Annotated in this window: 16 protein-coding genes; 14 read left to right on the forward strand and 2 right to left on the reverse strand. The window is 63.4% G+C overall.

Going from position 1 to position 18,486, the window contains the following annotated elements:
- The first annotated feature begins 190 nt into the window (after positions 1-190).
- From NKK52_RS04745 to NKK52_RS04770, 6 genes are all read left to right on the forward strand, one after another.
- Entirely contained in the window at positions 191-1,312 is a 1,122-nt protein-coding gene (locus NKK52_RS04745; RefSeq protein ID WP_031204246.1) for a KamA family radical SAM protein, read from the forward strand.
- A 150-nt stretch (positions 1,313-1,462) separates the two neighbouring features.
- Positions 1,463-5,272 carry a methionine synthase gene (gene metH, locus NKK52_RS04750; protein WP_023684801.1) on the forward strand — a complete coding sequence of 1,270 codons (3,810 nt, stop codon included), beginning with the start codon at positions 1,463-1,465 and terminating at the stop codon, positions 5,270-5,272.
- Between the two features lie 190 nt (positions 5,273-5,462).
- Entirely contained in the window at positions 5,463-6,068 is a 606-nt protein-coding gene (locus NKK52_RS04755; protein ID WP_023684802.1) for a BA14K family protein, read from the forward strand.
- Between the two features lie 87 nt (positions 6,069-6,155).
- Positions 6,156-6,473, forward strand: a complete 318-nt coding sequence (locus NKK52_RS04760; protein WP_023684803.1) for a DUF2934 domain-containing protein — start codon at positions 6,156-6,158, stop codon at positions 6,471-6,473.
- A gap of 263 nt (positions 6,474-6,736) precedes the next feature.
- On the forward strand, positions 6,737-7,744 hold the full coding sequence (locus tag NKK52_RS04765) for a hypothetical protein (protein WP_023684804.1): 1,008 nt from the start codon (positions 6,737-6,739) through the stop codon (positions 7,742-7,744).
- Positions 7,693-8,634, forward strand: coding sequence for a class I SAM-dependent methyltransferase (locus NKK52_RS04770; protein WP_196814116.1), 942 nt, complete (start codon positions 7,693-7,695; stop codon positions 8,632-8,634). Before NKK52_RS04765 ends, NKK52_RS04770 begins: the two co-directional genes overlap by 52 nt.
- A gap of 8 nt (positions 8,635-8,642) precedes the next feature.
- On the opposite strand, the gene NKK52_RS04775 is transcribed toward NKK52_RS04770, so the two are convergent.
- Together NKK52_RS04775 and NKK52_RS04780 are read right to left on the reverse strand one after the other, a co-directional pair.
- The gene (locus NKK52_RS04775; protein WP_023684806.1) at positions 8,643-10,601 is read right to left on the reverse strand and encodes a tripartite tricarboxylate transporter permease; all 1,959 of its coding nucleotides are present in this window, start codon (positions 10,599-10,601) and stop codon (positions 8,643-8,645) included.
- Complete coding sequence (locus NKK52_RS04780; RefSeq protein ID WP_023684807.1) at positions 10,601-11,653, reverse strand: Bug family tripartite tricarboxylate transporter substrate binding protein; 1,053 nt, start codon at positions 11,651-11,653, stop codon at positions 10,601-10,603. Before NKK52_RS04780 ends, NKK52_RS04775 begins: the two co-directional genes overlap by 1 nt.
- A 209-nt stretch (positions 11,654-11,862) precedes the next feature.
- On the opposite strand from NKK52_RS04780, the gene minC reads away from it, so the two are divergent.
- The 8 genes from minC to NKK52_RS04820 all read left to right on the forward strand — a co-directional run bounded on the left by minC (position 11,863) and on the right by NKK52_RS04820 (position 18,403).
- Entirely contained in the window at positions 11,863-12,693 is an 831-nt protein-coding gene (minC, locus tag NKK52_RS04785; protein ID WP_023684808.1) for a septum site-determining protein MinC, read from the forward strand.
- Between the two features lie 61 nt (positions 12,694-12,754).
- Complete coding sequence (gene minD, locus NKK52_RS04790) at positions 12,755-13,570, forward strand: septum site-determining protein MinD (RefSeq protein WP_023670342.1); 816 nt, start codon at positions 12,755-12,757, stop codon at positions 13,568-13,570.
- On the forward strand, positions 13,567-13,839 hold the full coding sequence (gene minE, locus NKK52_RS04795; protein ID WP_023684809.1) for a cell division topological specificity factor MinE: 273 nt from the start codon (positions 13,567-13,569) through the stop codon (positions 13,837-13,839). The genes minD and minE overlap by 4 nt, the downstream gene beginning before the upstream one ends.
- Positions 13,840-14,132: 293 nt before the next feature.
- Positions 14,133-14,579, forward strand: a complete 447-nt coding sequence (locus NKK52_RS04800) for an ArsR/SmtB family transcription factor (RefSeq protein ID WP_023684810.1) — start codon at positions 14,133-14,135, stop codon at positions 14,577-14,579.
- On the forward strand, positions 14,576-15,112 hold the full coding sequence (locus NKK52_RS04805) for an SRPBCC family protein (RefSeq protein WP_023684811.1): 537 nt from the start codon (positions 14,576-14,578) through the stop codon (positions 15,110-15,112). Before NKK52_RS04800 ends, NKK52_RS04805 begins: the two co-directional genes overlap by 4 nt.
- Positions 15,113-15,277: 165 nt before the next feature.
- Positions 15,278-15,859, forward strand: a complete 582-nt coding sequence (locus tag NKK52_RS04810) for a dihydrofolate reductase family protein (RefSeq protein ID WP_023715121.1) — start codon at positions 15,278-15,280, stop codon at positions 15,857-15,859.
- A gap of 341 nt (positions 15,860-16,200) precedes the next feature.
- The gene (locus NKK52_RS04815) at positions 16,201-17,082 is read left to right on the forward strand and encodes an EamA family transporter (RefSeq protein ID WP_023684813.1); all 882 of its coding nucleotides are present in this window, start codon (positions 16,201-16,203) and stop codon (positions 17,080-17,082) included.
- Between the two features lie 145 nt (positions 17,083-17,227).
- Positions 17,228-18,403, forward strand: a complete 1,176-nt coding sequence (locus NKK52_RS04820; protein ID WP_023684814.1) for a hypothetical protein — start codon at positions 17,228-17,230, stop codon at positions 18,401-18,403.
- Positions 18,404-18,486 lie beyond the last annotated feature (83 nt).

Genomic DNA, 18,486 nt, shown 5'->3' on the forward strand with positions numbered 1-18,486 from the left:
CTAGGCGGCGCCCATCTCCCCTTGGAGCGCCTTATCGGTCAGATTGCCTGAAATTGCTGCGCTGGTCGATTACGGCGATAGTCGGGGAATGCGAAGGATCGCAGCGCAGCGACAATCCGCGCCGAGCCACTGCTGTTGACCGAACCGTCCATCCGGCCGATAGCACCGCCAGAATTGCCTCGAGGCCCCAATGATCCCAGACTCAACTTTCGATGACGCGGCCATCGCCGACGAAGGACGCGATGCTGACATCGCCTGGCAAAACGACATCCGCGCGGGCGTGCGCCACGTCCGCGATCTCGCCTCGCTGCCGCTGTCACCCGCCGAGCGCGCGGCGGCGCAGGAGGCGGCTACGCGCCACAAGGTGCGTGCCCCCAAAACCTATCTCGACCTGATCGACTGGAACGATCCCGCCGATCCGATCCGCGCGCAAATCATTCCATCGCCGGATGAGCTGACCGAAACGGAAGGCGAGCTCGACGATCCGATCGCCGACCATGCCTTCAGTCCGGTGCCGCGACTGACGCACCGCCACGCCGACCGCGTGCTGTTGTTTGCGACCTACCAATGCGCGGTCTATTGCCGCTTCTGCTTCCGCAAGGAGTCTCTGACCTCGATCGGCCGCGGCTACACGCGCGAGGCGCTCGAAGACGCCTTTGCCTATATCGAAGCCCATACCGAAATCCGCGAAGTGATCCTGACCGGCGGCGATCCGCTGTCGCTGCCGGACAAGGCGCTGGCCGAAATCCGCGCCCGCATCGAGACGATCGCGCATGTCAGGCTGCTGCGCATCCACACACGCGTGCCTGTCGTGCTGCCCGCGCGCATCACGCCGGGGCTGGTTGGCGCCTTGCGGGGCCGGCTGATGGTCACAATCGTCACCCATTTCAACCATGCGCGGGAGATCACGCCGGCCACCGAATTGGCCTGCCGCGTCATGCGCCAGGCAGGCTTCGTGCTGCTCAACCAGAGTGTCCTGCTCAAGGGCGTCAACGACACGGTCGAGGTGCTGGAGGAACTCTGCCGCGAACTGATGTACCGGCTCGGGGTCAAACCCTATTACCTGCACCATGGCGACCTCGCGCGCGGCATGGCGCACAGGCGCACCACGATTGCGCAGGGACAGGCGCTGGCCGGCGCGCTGCGCGCCCGCCTGTCGGGCATCTGCAATCCGGTCTATGTGCTGGACCTGCCGGAAGGCGGCGGCAAGGTGCCGCTCGGGCCATGCCATGTCGAGGGACGGGACGGGCAGGATTGGCGCATCCGCGGCCAGGATGGCGAGGTGAGGGTATATCGGGACGTGGTGGTGTAGGCACGGCGCAGCGGCGACGATGACCGCCGCCGTCACATTGTCGATCGGGATGACCATCGCACCAAACTCTCGCCACTACGCGTTCGCCTGCATTCCGTATGTTGACATAAAGATATCCTTATGTGATGGTTGTCGCCTCAAGGATAAAAAATGTCGCAGAATTCTGCATCGCTGGACGCATTGTTCGGCCCCGTCGCGGCAAAGCCCGATGGGTCCGAAGTGCTTGCGGCGCTGACGGCAGCGGCACGCGAGCGCATCCTCATCCTCGACGGCGCCATGGGCACGCAGATCCAGGGTCTCGGCTTCGACGAAGAGCATTTCCGCGGCGAGGCTTTCGCGGGCTGCGCCTGCCACCAGCAGGGCAACAACGACCTCTTGATCCTGACGCAGCCGAAGGCGATCGAGGAAATACATTATCAATACGCCATCTCTGGCGCCGATATCCTCGAGACCAACACCTTCTCCTCGACCTCGATCGCCCAGGCCGATTACGGCATGGAGGATGCCGTCTACGCGCTGAACCGGGACGGCGCGCGACTGGTGCGTCGGGCAGCGGCGAGGGCACAGCAGGAAGACGGCAAGCGGCGCTTCGTCGCCGGCGCGGTCGGGCCGACCAACCGCACCGCCTCGATGTCCCCCGACGTCAACAATCCCGGCTACCGCACCGTTACCTTCGATGAATTGCGCCTGGCTTATGGCGAGCAGCTGCGCGGCCTGGTCGACGGTGGCGCCGACATCATCCTGATCGAAACTATCTTCGACACGTTGAACGCCAAGGCGGCGATCTTTGCCTGCAACGAGATTTTCCTCGAAAAGGGCGTGCGCCTGCCGGTGATGATTTCGGGCACCATCACCGATCTCTCCGGCCGCACGCTGTCGGGCCAGACGCCGACCGCCTTCTGGCATTCGGTGCGCCATGCCAACCCCTTCACCATCGGCCTCAACTGCGCGCTCGGCGCCAATGCGATGCGCGCGCATCTGGCCGAAATTTCAGGCGCCGCCGACACCTTCGTCTGCGCCTATCCGAATGCCGGCCTGCCCAATGAATTCGGCCGCTATGACGAGAGCCCGGACTTCATGGCCGCGCAGATCGAGGATTTTGCGCGGGGAGGGCTCGTCAACGTCGTCGGCGGCTGCTGCGGCTCGACGCCGGAGCACATCCGGGCGATTGCCGAGGCTGTCAAAAAGTATCCGCCGCGCGCAATTCCCGAGATCGAGCGCAAGATGCGCCTGTCCGGGTTGGAGCCGTTCACGCTGACCGACGAGATCCCCTTCGTCAATGTCGGCGAGCGCACCAATGTCACCGGCTCGGCCAGGTTCCGAAAACTGATCACGGCGGGCGACTATGTCCCCGCGCTCGACGTGGCGCGCGACCAGGTCGCCAATGGCGCCCAGATCATCGACATCAACATGGACGAAGGCCTGATCGATTCGAAAAAGGCGATGGTCGAATATCTCAACCTCATCGCCGCCGAGCCTGATATCGCCCGTGTCCCGGTGATGGTCGACTCCTCGAAATGGGAGATTATCGAGGCCGGGCTTAAATGCGTGCAGGGCAAGCCGCTGGTCAATTCCATCTCGATGAAGGAAGGCGAGGAAGCGTTCCTGCACCACGCGAAACTGGTGCGCGCCTATGGCGCGGCCGTGGTCGTCATGGCCTTCGACGAGGCCGGTCAGGCCGACACCAAGGCGCGCAAGGTCGAGATCTGCACCCGCGCCTACAAGCTGCTCACCGAACAGGCCGGCTTCCCGCCCGAAGACATCGTCTTCGACCCCAACGTCTTCGCGGTCGCCACCGGCATCGAGGAGCACGACAATTACGGCGTCGACTTCATCGAGGCCACCGGCGAGATCACCGCCACGCTGCCGCATGTGCATATCTCGGGCGGCGTCTCGAACCTGTCCTTCTCCTTCCGCGGCAACGAGCCGGTGCGCGAGGCGATGCACGCCGTGTTTCTCTATCACGCCATCCAGCGCGGCATGGATATGGGCATCGTCAATGCCGGTCAGCTCGCCGTCTACGACACGATCGAGCCGGAGCTGCGCGAAGCGTGCGAGGATGTCGTGCTCAACCGCGTGCCCAGGGCCGGCGGCACCGCCACCGAACGCATGCTGGAGATCGCCGAGCGCTTCAAGGGCACCGCCGGCAAGGAAGCCAGGGAGCGCGATCTCGCCTGGCGCGACTGGACAGTCGAGCGGCGGATTTCGCATGCGCTGGTCAACGGCATCACCGAATTCATCGACGCCGACACCGAGGAAGCGCGCCTCGCATCCGAGCGGCCGCTGCATGTCATCGAAGGCCCGCTGATGGCCGGCATGAATGTCGTCGGCGATCTGTTCGGCGCGGGAAAGATGTTTCTGCCGCAAGTGGTGAAGTCGGCGCGCGTGATGAAGCAGGCCGTGGCCGGATTGCTGCCGCACATGGAGGCCGAAAAACTGGCCAACGCCGCCAATGGCATCGACAATGGCGAGCGCCAGACGGCCGGCAAAATCCTGATGGCGACTGTAAAGGGCGATGTCCACGACATCGGCAAGAACATCGTCGGCGTCGTTCTGGCCTGCAACAATTACGAGATCATCGATCTCGGCGTCATGGTGCCGGCGGCAAAGATCCTGCAGACGGCGCGTGAGCAAAATGTCGACATCATCGGCCTGTCCGGCCTGATCACCCCGTCGCTGGACGAGATGGTGCACATGGCCGCCGAGATGGAGCGTGAAGGCTTCGACATTCCGCTGCTGATCGGCGGCGCCACCACCAGCCGCGTGCACACGGCGGTGAAGATCCACCCGCGCTATTCCAAAGGACAGACGGTCTATGTCAACGACGCCAGCCGGGCGGTCGGCGTCGTCTCGTCCTTGCTGTCGAAGGAGACCAAGGGCGGCTACGTCGACACAGTGCGGGCCGAGTACAAAAAGGTCGCCGACGCGCATGCCCGCTCCGAGGCCGACAAGCAGCGGCTGCCGCTGGCAAAGGCCAGGGCCAATGCGCACAGGGTGGACTGGTCCGCCTATGAACCGCCGAAGCCGTCCTTCACCGGCGTGAAAGTGTTCGAGAACTGGGACCTGACTGAGCTCTCGCGCTACATCGACTGGACGCCGTTCTTCCAGACCTGGGAGCTGAAGGGGCGCTATCCCAAGATCCTCGATGACGAGAAGCAGGGACCGGCGGCGCGCCAGCTGTTCGAGGATGCGCAGGCGACGCTGAAAAAGATCATCGCGGAAAAATGGTTCGCGCCGCGCGCCGTCATCGGCTTCTGGCCGGCGAACGCCGTCGGCGACGACATCAGGCTGTTCACGGATGAGGCACGCTCGCAGGAACTGGCAACCTTCTTCACGCTGCGCCAGCAACTGACCAAGCGCGACGGCAAGGCCAATGTCGCGCTGTCGGATTTCGTCGCGCCTCAGGACATAGGCAAGCCGGATTATATCGGCGGCTTCATCGTCACCGCGGGGATCGAGGAGGTGGCGATATCAGAGCGCTTCGAGCGCGCCAATGACGATTATTCCTCGATCATGGTCAAGGCGCTGGCCGATCGTTTCGCCGAAGCTTTTGCCGAGCGCATGCACGAGAAGGTGCGCAAGGAATTCTGGGGCTATGCATCAGACGAGAAGCTGGCGCCCGACGAACTGATCGGCGAGCCTTATCGCGGCATCCGCCCCGCGCCCGGCTATCCCGCGCAGCCCGATCATACCGAGAAGGCGACCTTGTTCCAACTGCTGGATGGTGAGCGCAATGCCGGCGTCAGCCTGACCGAGAGCTATGCGATGTGGCCGGGCTCATCGGTGTCCGGCATCTATCTCGCGCATCCCGAAAGCTATTATTTCGGCGTCGCCAAGGTCGAACGCGACCAGGTCGAGGACTATGCCCGGCGCAAAGCCATGCCGCTGGCCGATGTCGAGCGCTGGCTCGGCCCGATCCTCAACTATGTCCCTCAGCACTATGCCGAGGCGGCGGAATAGCGGCTGCGACGTGGCCCAATGGCTGCTCGACCGCTCCCTTGATTTTTCACCGTCGAAAAAAATCGCGCCGCACCCGGTTCTCGGCGAGCTGCCGGTTGTCGGTCGGTCAGACTTAGGTCCCTCGCGCCTGCTTTTCTGGAACAAGCCGTGATGTCCCGCATTTTATTGGCAGGGACACAAGGAGTGTCGAGTGAAAGCGATTTTGGGACTGGTCGGCGGCTTCGTGCTGACCCTTGCGGTGTTCGGCAGCGGGCTGGTTTTCGCGGCCTGGCTGCTTGCCGCCAAGCCAGCGCGGGAGGCAAGGCCGACCGTCAGCGTGGCGGAGCTGTGGACCCGGAAAGCGCGGCCGGTGGACAAGACGGCGCAGGACTTCGAACGTGTGCCGCCCGAGCAGTCCGCGCCTGCCGACATCGCCGCCAAGGAGCCGGCTCAGGACCCGGCCAGGCAGCAGCCCGATCCCGCCGTCACCGGCGCTATCGCGCCGGTCGAGCTGCCGCCGCCGCATCTCGCCTGGTGCGTCAGCCGCTACCGCTCCTACAACCCTGATGACAACAGCTACAGGTCCTATAGCGGACAGCAGCGCACCTGCGTCTCGCCCTATCTCGGCGCCGAGCGCGCCGCGCCGCGAGCCCCTGAGGCGCGTGCCACGGAAGCAAGCTATGTCGTGGGCGCGGGCGCCTACGCGGCCACCAGCGGCGACCATGTCGAATCCTGCTTCAGCCGCTATCGCTCGTATCGTCCGGAAGACAACAGCTACCAGCCATATTCCGGCGGGCCGAGACGGCAATGCGAGTAGCCAGCGCGAAGGGCGCCGCGAACGATTGCGACCGCGCGATTTCTGGGATCGTTCGGATCGCCCTTAAGGCCCAGGGGAGGAACCACTATGAACGACGACAGGCATCATAAGATACAGCAGCGCGCCTACCAGATCTGGGAGCGCGAAGGCACTGGCGACCCCGAGCATCACTGGCACCGGGCCGAGGCCGAGATCGACCGCGAGGCGGCGCTGCCGCTGACCGCCGACGACGCCCTGCCGCGCGAGATCGCCAGCACCGACGTCCTGACCGTCGAGGAACTCGCCGTGCGCACCGGCATATCCGGAGACGAAGCGCAGGAGTTGATCGACAGGCTTGGCACTGACAGGGCGGCGGTTGAGCAGGCGGCGCGGGGGATTGACGGAAAGAGGCGGGCGACGTCCTGATCGGAGGGCTAGGACGATCTTTCAGAGTGTCTTGTTGACACTTATCACTTTGGCAGTCGCGACAGAGGCCGTCATTTCTGACAGCTTTGCGCCTAAATTGATCCGTGCTGGCCATAGCAACATCCGTAAGCGGACGGTGCCGATGCCGGCGAAGCAGCCCAGATGCCGCGATACGAAGTGCCAACCACTTCGCGGCACCAGCGTGCCTGTAGACACTCTCGCCACTTTCTCTATACGACGTCGAGACGGGGTGGCGAGCAACGATGATCACAGTGTTGGTGCACGAGTTGAATCAGACGCCGATGCGGCGGCTGATTTCGTCGGCAGGGCACTTGTTGCCGCTTTTGCGCATGGAAACCTATCAGTCAGTCTTCCGCCGACTGAACTTTCCCGCGGGTACCTTGGTTTTTACTGATTTTGAGTATCTGAATGGCATGGAAATGATGGCGGCGGCGGATATTGCCGAAGCCGCAAAGCGCGCCGACCCTGATGCTCGAATTCTAAACCATCCCGCGACTGTCCTGGAGCGGTTCGCCCTGCTCCGCCGGCTTCGTATTAGAGAAATCAACCCGGTCGAAGTATCGCGTCTGGAGCAGGATGAGCGACCAACCCGTTACCCTGTTTTTATCCGGATGGAAGATGGCTTTTGGGGGCCGGAAACCAAGCTTCTGGAAAACCCACGCCAACTTGAAGAGGCGATCGCCGTGCTCCAGGGCAACGCCAAGCCGATGAAGCGGCGCATCGCCGTCTCCTTTGAAGCCGATCGCGATTCGAACGGCTACTATCGAAAGTATGGCGCATTCCGCATTGGGGACGCGATTGTGTCCCAGCACATACTTAGGTCCGTCGACTGGAACGTTAAGTCATCGGCAAGCAGCACCGACCCGGATTTCGTGCGCGAGGAACTCGCCTTCGTAAAGGACAATCCGCACGCTGAGGACCTGCTTCGCGCCTGCAATACGGGCCATATCCAGTTCGGCCGCGTGGACTACACGTTGCGAGACGGCGCATTGGTGATATTCGAGGTCAACCCCAATCCGACTTTTCCGAAGTTCAAAGGTGGCGCAGCCGCCCGTGAGGAACGACGTAGCCACATTATCGCGGCGTTGAAAGTTGCATTCGAGGCAATCGACAGTTCCGGCACCGGGAGAATCGACTTCCTGCCTTCAGCCGGATCTTACCAATTCATTCAGTCGGGCCGCTGGATATGGCCGGTGAGATGGCTTTGGAGAACAAGAATGGTCCGGCGAAGGAAGATGCAATCGCAATGAACGGCCCGCGAGAAAGCCCACCGGCAGGACAACGGCTCTCGATTTACACCGACGAACCACTCACGCAACTTGCCCGTTTTTCGTTTGATTGGGCTGAGGTGCTGTGTGACCCGAGCCATGGGTGTATGCCCTACCATCGCACGTGGAGCATGATCCGCCTGCTGGAATCGAAAGGTGCCAAGCCGGCCGGCGGGGGGTTCTTTGGACGTGAATTGGCTGCCGTGGCCCAGGAGGGACGCTGTCGGATTCTCCTGTCGGGCGCGGCCGACACCGGCCTGGCGGCAATGGTTCTGGGCCAAACGAGGCCGGTCGGCATCGAGCCCGAATTTGTGCTGATCGATCGCTGTGAAACGACGGTCGAACAGAACAGGCTGTTTGCCCGCTCCGCCGGTTTTGCGCTCGAGACCCACCGCGCCGACATTCGCGGTTGCGACTGTGCGCCGGTGCAGGCAGTTGTCGCGCATAGCGTTCTTAATTTCTTCGACCGCAGCGCACGCCAGCAGGTGGTCGACAGTTGGGCGCGTAGTCTCAAGCCTGGCGGACGCCTGCTTCTCTCCCAGAGGTTGCTATCGGAAAAAGACCAGCCGAGGGGGCCTCGCGGCAGCGCTGAAATCGGCCGAAGGCTTTCGACCATCGAGAAGGCCGCCGTCGCGGCGCATTTTCCTGCCGCTGCCGTGGCGGAGCTGAAGACGGCCGTCGAAGCGCTCTGGGGTGAACCGCTGCATGAAGATCGCACTACATATTCAGACCTTGCGGATATGCTGAAGCAATCCAACCTGACGATTGTCGGCTCGGAGCAGCATCATACCGGGAAAAGCGTTTCCCCGCTTGCCGCTGCCGACAGCGTCCAGACAATTCCAAGATACGAAATCGTCGCCGTCAGGATGTAGCCCGACCACTAGAATAAGTGCGACATCGCAGAAGCGGGAAGGTCGATAGCGGCTATCCGATCGAGATAAAACCAGGTCGCCACTGCGACCGCAACCGAGGTGCAAGATGCCAGTGTCGCCGACTTCAAGGTCAGCTTCTGACCGGCTGAAATCCATACCAGGGTAAACAGGGACAGCGCCGCCGGGAGGCCCGCCAGCCAGACAGCGACCGGCAACAGGAGCATCATCATCAACGGCACACGATGGCTTTCCGGGATCGTATGGGTCCGTTCGCCTCCCTGTTTCTCGTGGCCAACAAGCGAGATCGTTTGCACAAGGGCGACCGCGAGCATCGCAAACAGACAACACCAGGCCACGGCCTGCGCGAAGATCGAATAGCCTGGCTGCCCTTGGAGCGATATCGCTGCCAGCACAGCGCATCCACCGGTCAACAGCCATGCGACTGCGGCATCGGCACGCTTTGGCTTGACACGTCGCGGCGGCAAAACACCACCGCGCACGATCCATGCGAGGGAAAGCGCGATTATGACCATGATCGTCAACGACGCCGGCCGTTGTAGAGGGTTCAGCCTGCCGACACGGGCCAACTCCACACTGAGCGCCAGGTTTCGCTCGATGAAGCCGCCCAGGACGAATGATATGACAAAAGGAATTTGCGGCCAGTCGAGGCGCTTCAGCATGTAGCCGGCCAGCCCGAAAGCGACGGCTACGTACAGATCGATCAGCAGCCCGTTTAGCTGCACGATCGTCACGAAGCTGACGACAATGATCGGGAGCGCGATGCGGTCGATCCTGAGAGCAGTCAGGCGCGCAAAATATGGTGTCAACGCCAATCCCACTGCGGACGTCAGCAAGTTCGACAGCAGCAGCGCGGTAATCAACGTGAACGTCAGGGGCAAGTCGGTCGTCAGCATCGGTATGCCCGGAACGATGCCGTGTACCGTCAGGACTGTCAGCAGGATCAAGCCGCCCTCGCTGCCGGGAAGGCCGAAGGCAACGGTCGGCAGAAGCGAGCCTCCGTCCTTCGAATCGACGGCCGCTTCCGGCGCAATGATGCCCCTGATGTCACCAGATCCGAACCTTGAGCGCTGGTCCTTGGGGGTTGTCTGGATCGCCTGCCCGTAGGCAACGAAGCTGGCGACCGTTCCTCCAACACCTGGAATGATGCCGACCAACACGCCGATGGCCGACGATCGCATTGTTAGTCCCCAATGACGAAAGACAGCAAGCATACCGGTCCAGATCGAGTCGTTCGCGTTTTCCAGGCCAGCCGCTTTTTCAAGCTGCAATCTTTTTCGCCACGAGATGATTTCAGAAACGGTGAAAAAGCCAAGCAGCAGCGCGACCATGTCGACGCCGTCGAAGAGAGCGATGCTCCCAAACGTCCAGCGTGGTTGGCCATAGGTCGGATCAGTTCCGACAAGACCGACCAAAAGCCCCAGCAGCGCCATCGCCAGCGCTTTCAGACGGGACGCGCTTGGAACCGCAATGATCGTCGACAGGCCCCATACGCCGAGCAGCACGTATTCAAACGGTCCGAATTGCAGGATGAACGGCCGAATGATCGGCATGAGCGCTATGAGGACGAGGACGCCAAAAACCGATCCGACGGCCGAGGCCGTTGCCGCGGCGGCTATCGCGGTGCGAGGCAGGCCGGCCCTGGACATCGGATGGCCGTCGAGCAGGGTTGCCGCGCTTGGCGCGTTGCCCGGTATGTTGAAGAGGATAGCCGTTATAGATCCCATGAAGGTCGCGCCGCCGGTCAGGGCGCCAAACAGCAACAACACCGATACCGGATCCCAATGCACGGTTGCGACCAGCAGAAGGGTTGCAAGGCTGGCGCCGCCAATCCCTGGAAGAAAGGACGTAGCCATGGCAACCAAGGTGCCAAGCACCGGGATCAGTATGTTCGGCCAGGAGAATACATTGCCCAGTCCAGTGCCGAGGGCAGCCCAATATCCGGTCATCAGCGCGTTGCTCGCGCATCCCGCTCGAGTTCCGGGTGTTTTTTCAGATACGCTTCCGCCTCATGGAAGGCACTGAGCATATCGTTGATCACGATGACGGTCTGGTCGGCGTCGCGCGGCTCGATTGGACGTTTCTGAGCTTCAAGCGCCACCTTGAACCCATCGCTCTTGACCGCGGCGGAGACGGCGTCACGAAGACAACCTAGCGATTTCTGCTCCATGTCGGCAGGGGCAAAAAATCCCCGCGCTGTCGCCGAAGCTTTCGCGACGGCGATGGCCAACCGCAATCGTTCTTCCTGCTTCTCCTTGGAAAGGCCTTGGCTGCGCTGCCACACCAACCCTCCTTCACCCGCCAGGAAAGCCACGCCTGGCGCGTTCGGGTCAGGTCCCTCCGTGAGAACCAGACCGACTTTGGCTTCGCCTGCGGCGGTCGAGCGCAAGCCTGTCGTCAATGAATTGGATGTCATATCGCCTTCGCCACGCAGGAGCGCGGACATGAGTGCGCCGCTGCCTTCATAGCCCGAGACCACGTCGACCTTGATATCGAGGAGGTGCGCGGTGAGCACTATCGGCAGGATGCCGGCTTCAAGCGATGAAACCGACGCGACCAGATGTTTGGCGCTTTGCAAATCGACATCGTTCCGAACGATCCACGCTTCGGGATCGATGTGAATCAGTCCTATCGGATTTAGCCGATTCGTCCAGTTGTCGACGCCAGCCGGAATGTCACCTTGCGAAATTATGTCGGAGACGCTTTCAATCATAAGGACCAGTTCGTCGGATGGCGCATTGGTTACACGCTTTAGCGCCGCAAATCCGCCTGCCGCGGGCATATTCACGACCCTGACATCGAGCTCGGTCGTGCTGGCAAGGGCCGGCGCAAATGCACGGGCATAGGTATCATAGCCGCCGCCGGCAGCGTTGGGGACAACGAGGGTGATTCGCCGGCCGGCGTAGGTGGTTGCGCAAGCGATCTCGCCGCCGCTTGCCGCGGACGGCAGGTAGATTGCCGCGGCGGTGATTGCCGCCAACGCCACACGAAAGAACTTCATCTCGCCAAGCCCCAGATTTCACCCAGTGGTGATACTTAGATAGCCCTTGCAACGCCAGCGTTGTTCCTTAGCAATCGCGCTTAGTTTCGTGAATGTCGCGGTCTGTGTCGCCAATTGGCGTCCGATCTGCCATGCGGTTATTCAGTTCATTAACCTTTCATTAACCATACCACGGCTAGCGTTTACCTCTCAGTAAGGAATCGCCCGCCGTGACCTTTGCCGCTCCCCTCGAGGCCAAATCCATTCGCTTTCGCGCCCGCTCCTTCGTCGCGTTCACGCTGACGCCGGAGGCGCCTTTGGATGTCTGGCTGGAGAGCCTGGATCGCTGGGTCGGCAACTCGCCGGGCTATTTTGCCGGGCGCCCGGTGGTGCTCGACCTGAATGTGCTGAAGCCCGAAGTCGTGGCCATCGAAGCGCTGGTCGATTTGCTCGGCCAGCGCGGCATCCGCATCTATGCCATCGAGCTTGATGGCGGCGCCGAGCTTGGCGCGCATCTGCCGCCGGTGCTGGTCGGCGCCAAGGAGGCGACCACCGACGGTCTGCTGCAGCCGAGCCGCAAGGCGGGCAGGGCGGATGACGCCACGCCGGCAGGCGATACGAAGGCGGCCGGTGACATCAAGGCAGAGGCCGGCGATTTGAAGGCGGGCGACTTGAAACCGGCGAGCGATGCCAAGGCACAGCCGAAAGACGCCAAAATTGCCGCGCCGGACGCCGGCACGTTGATGATCCGCTCGCCGATCCGTTCGGGGCAGCTGATCTTCCATCCGCATGGCGATGTCATCGTGCTGGGTTCGGTCGCCTCCGGCTCCGAGATCGTCGCCACCGGTTCCATCCATGTCTATGGCACGCTGCGCGGCCGCGCTTCGGCGGGCGCTCAAGGCAACACGGCGGCGCGTGTCTTCTGCCGCAGGAACGAAGCCGAGCTTCTGTCGGTGGATGGCTGGTATTGCACCGCCGAGGAGATGGACCCGTCAGTCCGGGGCAAGCCTGTGCAGGCCTTTCTCGACAACGGCATGCTGCGCATCGCCCCTTTCAGCTAATGCGGCAGGCGCTGCTCGCGCCCGACCAACGATATAACGAACAACAACGGAGGCTTTATTGATGGGCAAGGTAGTGGTGGTCACCTCGGGCAAGGGGGGCGTCGGCAAGACGACCTCGACGGCGGCCCTGGGGGCGGCGGTCGCCAAGACCGGTAAGAAGGTGGCGCTGGTCGATTTCGATGTCGGCCTGCGCAACCTCGATCTGATCATGGGCGCCGAACGGCGCGTGGTGTTCGACCTCGTCAACGTCATCCAGGGTTCGGCAAAGCTGTCGCAGGCGCTGATCCGCGACAAGCGGGTCGAGACTTTGTTCCTGCTGCCGGCCTCGCAGACGCGCGACAAGGATGCGCTGACCGAGGAGGGCGTGGCCGAGGTCATCGGCAAGCTGCGCTCGGTGTTCGACTACGTCTTCTGCGACAGCCCGGCCGGCATCGAGCGAGGCGCGCAGCTCGCCATGCGCTTTGCCGACGAGGCGGTCATCGTCACCAATCCGGAAGTGTCGTCGGTGCGCGATTCCGACCGCATCATCGGCCTGCTCGATTCCCGCACCTTGCGGGCCGAGGAGGGCGAGCAGATCGCCAAGCATGTGCTGGTCACGCGCTACGATGCGGGACGCGCCGCGCGGGGCGAAATGCTGTCGATCGACGATGTGCTGGAGATCCTGTCGGTGCCGCTGCTCGGCATTATCCCTGAGAGCCAGGATGTGCTGCGCGCCTCCAACCTCGGTTCGCCGGTGACGCTGTCGGAGCCGCTCAATGCCGCTGCCAAGGCTTACATCGACGCGGCCAAGCGGCTCGAGGGCGAACAGCTGCCGGTCATCGTGCCCTTCGAACGCAAGGGCTTCCTCGATCGTCTTTTGGGAAGGAGGGCGGCATGAACCTGCTCGACATCTTCAAGCGGCGCACCAGCGCGCCGGTGGCGCGCGAACGGCTGCAAGTGCTTCTCGCCTATGAGCGCCGCAACCGCAGCCAGCCCGATCTCGTCTCCATCCTGCGCGAAGAGATCATGGCGGTGATCGCCAAGCACGTGCAGATCGACCAGGATTATCTCCAGGTCTCGATGGACCGCGGCGAGACCATGTCGACGCTGGAGATCGACATCCAGATCCCCAACAAGAGCGCGGTTCCGCTCGCAATGGCGGGGTGAGATTGAAGCTGCTGATCTCCCCCCTTGTGGGGGAGATGGCCGGCAGGCCAGAGGGGGGCGCTGTCCCGCCGGCCTGTCGATTGTTTGGCAACGGCTTGGGCCGAAGTCGGTCCTAGCCGACACGACTTGTCGAACGTAGCGATCCTTCGCGCCCCCCTCTGTCCTGCCGGACATCTCCCCCACGAGGGGGGAGATTGGGCACTCCTTCGCGGCTTCGCCGATCAGTCACCCTCCCCAAAAAACATTCAACCAACTAGTTGACTATCTAAAATCTCGCCTCTATATTCAACTACATGGTTGAATTAGAGACGCCCCAGATGGACCAGGTTTTTCACGCCCTTGGCGACGCTACGCGCCGCCACATGCTCAACGACCTCGCCGGCGGCGAGCGCACGGTGAGCGAGCTGGCGCAGCCCTTCGCCATGTCGCTGGCCGCAGCCTCCAAGCACATCAAGGCGCTGGAGCATGCCGGGCTGATCCGGCGCGAAGTGCGCGGGCGCACCCATGTCTGCCGCCTCGAGGCCCGCCCGCTGGCCACCGCCTATCAGTGGCTCGGCCAATACGCGCGTTTCTGGAACAGCCGCCTCGATGTCCTCGAACAGCTTTTGCGCGAGGAGGCGGGGCGCAAAACGTCGACAACGCCGTCAACGCCGGCACCGGCAAATCCGGAACCATCCAAGCCGGAATCACCCAAGCCAGACACATCCAGGCCAACATCATCCGAGGGAGACGACCGATGAACCAGATGAACAGCTTCGACGGCTACGCCCAGCTGATCCAGCCGGCCACTTTGAGGATCGAACGGCTTTTGCCCGGAACCAGGGAGCGCGTCTGGGAATATCTGACGCAGAGCGATCTGCGCCGCCAATGGCTGGCGGCCGGCGACATGGAGATGGAGGAAGGCTCTTCCTTCGAGCTGGTCTGGCGCAATGACGAACTGACCGACCCGCCCGGCGACAGGCCGGCCAGCTTCAGTGGCGGCGAGCAGCGGATGCACAACCAGATCGTCGAGTGCGATCCGCCGCGCAAGCTCACCATCACCTGGAACGGCAGCGGCAATGTCACCTTCGAATTGGCGCAGCGCGGCGACGACGTCTTGCTCACCCTGGTCCACCGCCGCCTGCCGGACCGCTCGAGCCTGATGATGCATGCCGCAGGCTGGCACGTGCATCTCGACCTCCTGGTTGCCCGCGTGGCGGCCGAGAAGCCCGAACCGTTCTGGGACAGCTTTAGCCGTATCGTGGCGGAATACGACCGGCGCCTGCCGGCCTGACCTGACCTAACGCATCGCCCGGTCCGACCGGGCCCCATCGATCCCTTGCATCGGATGCCGGCGCAAGGGCCGGCGAAACACGCGCCTTCGCCAGACACAGCGGCGCGTCATCGGAAGTGAAACCAGGCAACGTGCTTGCATCCCGCAAGCCCGAAGGAGGAAGTCATGCGTAAATTGATCACCGGAATGAAGATCTCCATCGACGGCAAGATGGAAGGCCCCGAAGGCTTCGCCGACTGGGTCGACAACTGGTCGGAGGAATACGGCCTGATGCCCGAGATCGACGCCTGCCTGCTCGGCGGCGTCATGTATGCCGGCTATGAGCGCTACTGGAGCGCGATCCTTGAGAACGAGCCGGACCAGCCATTGCCGATGACCGGCAGACTGGTCGACCCGGCCGAACTCGAATGGGCGCGCTTTGCCGCGAAAACCCCGCACTATGTGCTGTCGAACACCATGACTTCGGCCGCCTGGGCCTCGACGCGCTTCCTGCGCAGCCTCGACGACATCGCGGCGCTGAAGCGCGAGCCCGGCAAGGACATCTACCTCATGGGCGGCGCCCGCATCACCGCCAGCCTGATCGAAGCCGGCCTGGTCGATGAAATGCGGCTCATCGTCTATCCGCTGCTCGCCGGCGACGGCAAGGCGCTGTTCGGCATGGTGCACGCCCGGCACAGACTGGAGCTGCGCAAGGCCGAGGCGCTTTCGGATGGACGTGTGAGCCTGGTGTATGGGCTGGCGAGCTAGCTTCTTTTCCTCTCCCTCCGGAGGGGGAGAGGTGGCGCCGCGAAGCGGCGACGGAGTGGGGAAGGCGGTCATGAAACCCACGGTCGCCGCAAAACAGGAGCGACGGAAGCGAGCGCGAAACGCCTGCAAGCAGGCAATCAGGCGGATGAACGGTCGACCCCCACTCCGTCGAGCTACGCTCGACACCTCTCCCCCGATCGACGGGGGAGAGGAAATGCGTCGGCGTTCGCCTCCCACCCTTGCCCTATCAACAGCCCGCTCGTGCCACACGACAACCGGGCCCTTTATCCCTATCTCCGGCCTGCGCTACGGCCTGCTGGTCGCGTGGGGAGGGACTGGAATTGACGTCGACGTCGATTGCCGCAGCTGAAGCGAAGGCCTTGCCGATCGGCGCGTTGCTTGGCGCCATGGTGTCGATCCAGATCGGCGCCACCTTCGCCAAGAGCCTGTTTCCGCTGATCGGCGCCAATGGCACCACGGCGCTGCGGCTGGCCGTGGGCGCGCTGATGCTGGCGGCGGTGCTGAGGCCGTGGCGGGTGCGGCCGTCGCGCGCCGTGCTGCCCTGGCTCATCGCCTATGGCGTCAACCTCGCGGCGCTGAACCTGCTGTTTTATGCAGCGCTCGCCAGAATCCCGCTCGGCGTCGCGGTGGCGCTCGAATTCTCCGGCCCGCTGCTCGTGGCGACGCTGTCGTCGCGGCGCGCCACCGACTTCGTCTGGGTGGTGCTGGCCGTTGCCGGCATATCGCTGTTGTCGCCCTTCATCCACTCCGGCAGTGCACTCGACCCGATCGGCGTGATGCTGGCGCTGGCCGCCGGCTGCTGCTGGGCGCTCTACATCGTCTTTGCGCAAAAGGCGGGCGCCGAGCTTGGCAGCCAGACCACGGCTTACGGCCTGGTCATTGCCGCTGCTGTCGCCCTGCCGTTCGGCCTCGCCGAGGCGGGTACCGGCCTGATCGCACCCGCGATCCTGGTCAGCGCGCTGCTGGTCGGGCTGTTCTCCAGCGCCTTGCCGTTCTGGCTGGAGATGGTGGCGCTGACCCGGATGCCGGCCAGGCTCTACGGCACGCTGACTTGTCTGGAGCCGGCGCTGGGCGCGCTGGCCGGCTTCCTGTTCCTGCACGAAATCCTGAGCCCGCTGCAATGCGCGGGCATCGCCGCCGTGGTCGTCGCCGCCTTCGGCGCGGCGCTGACGACGAAGCCGCCGGTACCGTCGCCGGAATAGTTGCCTGAAATGCATATGTGACGCCGGTGCCGTGGTCCGCCGGTCCCGTGTCCGGTTGCTCAAGCGCCTGCAGCATCGATATATGGATCGATGTATGCGCAGGAGATCCAGATGAGCAGGGCCGACAGCATTGCTTGAGCCGTCCGTGATCAAGGCAATACTCCTTGTCGGGTTCGCCGCTGTCGTTGCGGCTCTCGCCTGGCGGCTGGCGCGGTCTCGTCCCAGAGCCCGGCTTCGTGAAGATCCGGCCAACGACTACGCCGTGCGCCGGGACTGGTCGGGCAACCACGGCAAGCTCAATCATTCGACCTTTGTCTACTTCGATGCCGATCGTGACGGCCGCTACGGGCTCGGCGACCGCCCGATGGCCGGCATCATGGTCAGACTGCATGATGGCGACGGCCGCTTCGTCGCCGCGGCGCGGAGCAACCGCGGCGGCTTTGCCAATTTCCTGGCGTCGGCGAAACGTCGGGCCGCGCCCATCCATGTGCCGGGCAGCTACCGCTTCACCGTGTCGGTTCCGCCCGGCTGGCGCTCCAGCAGCGCCAACGAGGTCCAGTCGCAGCACCTCCGGCCGCTGCCGGGCTCGCCCACCGGGCTGGTCTCGGAAGCAATGCTGCAGCCGGTCGGCCTGTTTGCGATACGCCGGCTCAGCGGCCGCGTAGCGGACGGTGCTTCGGCGAGCATCTCGGTGATGGCGAAATGGCAAGAGGTGGCAGTGCATCCGCTAAGTGCTGGGGCTGGCTTCCGTCTCGATCTGCCCGATGACGCCGACGCGATCGAAGTCACCGGCGATGGCATGGAACGACGACTGGCCTTGTCGGCCTACCCGACCGAGCTCGGCCTGCTGTCGCCCGAGAACGCGGCTGTCGACAGCGCCGCGTCCTTGCAGGCCATCGGTTTCGACGATGTCACGACGCGCGGCCTGCGCAAGGTGCCGTCCGGTTATGCCGGGTTGACCTGGTTCAACCTGAACGCACTGGCGCGCGATCATACCGAAGGCAGCGAAGGCTACGTCAACGGCAATATCTCGGGAGACCATGTCTGCTATACGAGCAGCGGACACCCGGCCGAATTCTCGAGCGACAAACCGTTCGGGTTCCATTCCGTGATGCTGACAGCGGCATGGTTGAAGTCCGAAGGCGAAACCGCACTGGTCGAGAGCTGGCTTGGCGACCGGCTGATCGCCAGCGACACGATCGTCCTGTCGGCACTGGCGCCCGTCCACTATGCGCCGATGCTGGCGGCGGTGACGCGCGTGCGCCTTTCAACGAGCCACTATTGGCAGCTCGTGCTCGACGATCTGGTGGTTGTGCGCTGAACGGTCCCGCCGCCTGCGGGAGATCATGCTCCGGAAACGATCAAGCCGCCCGACTCTGCCAGGAGGATCTCGATCTACCGGGG

The sequence above is a fragment of the Mesorhizobium sp. C277A genome (assembly GCF_040324395.1).
Lineage (GTDB): Bacteria > Pseudomonadota > Alphaproteobacteria > Rhizobiales > Rhizobiaceae > Mesorhizobium.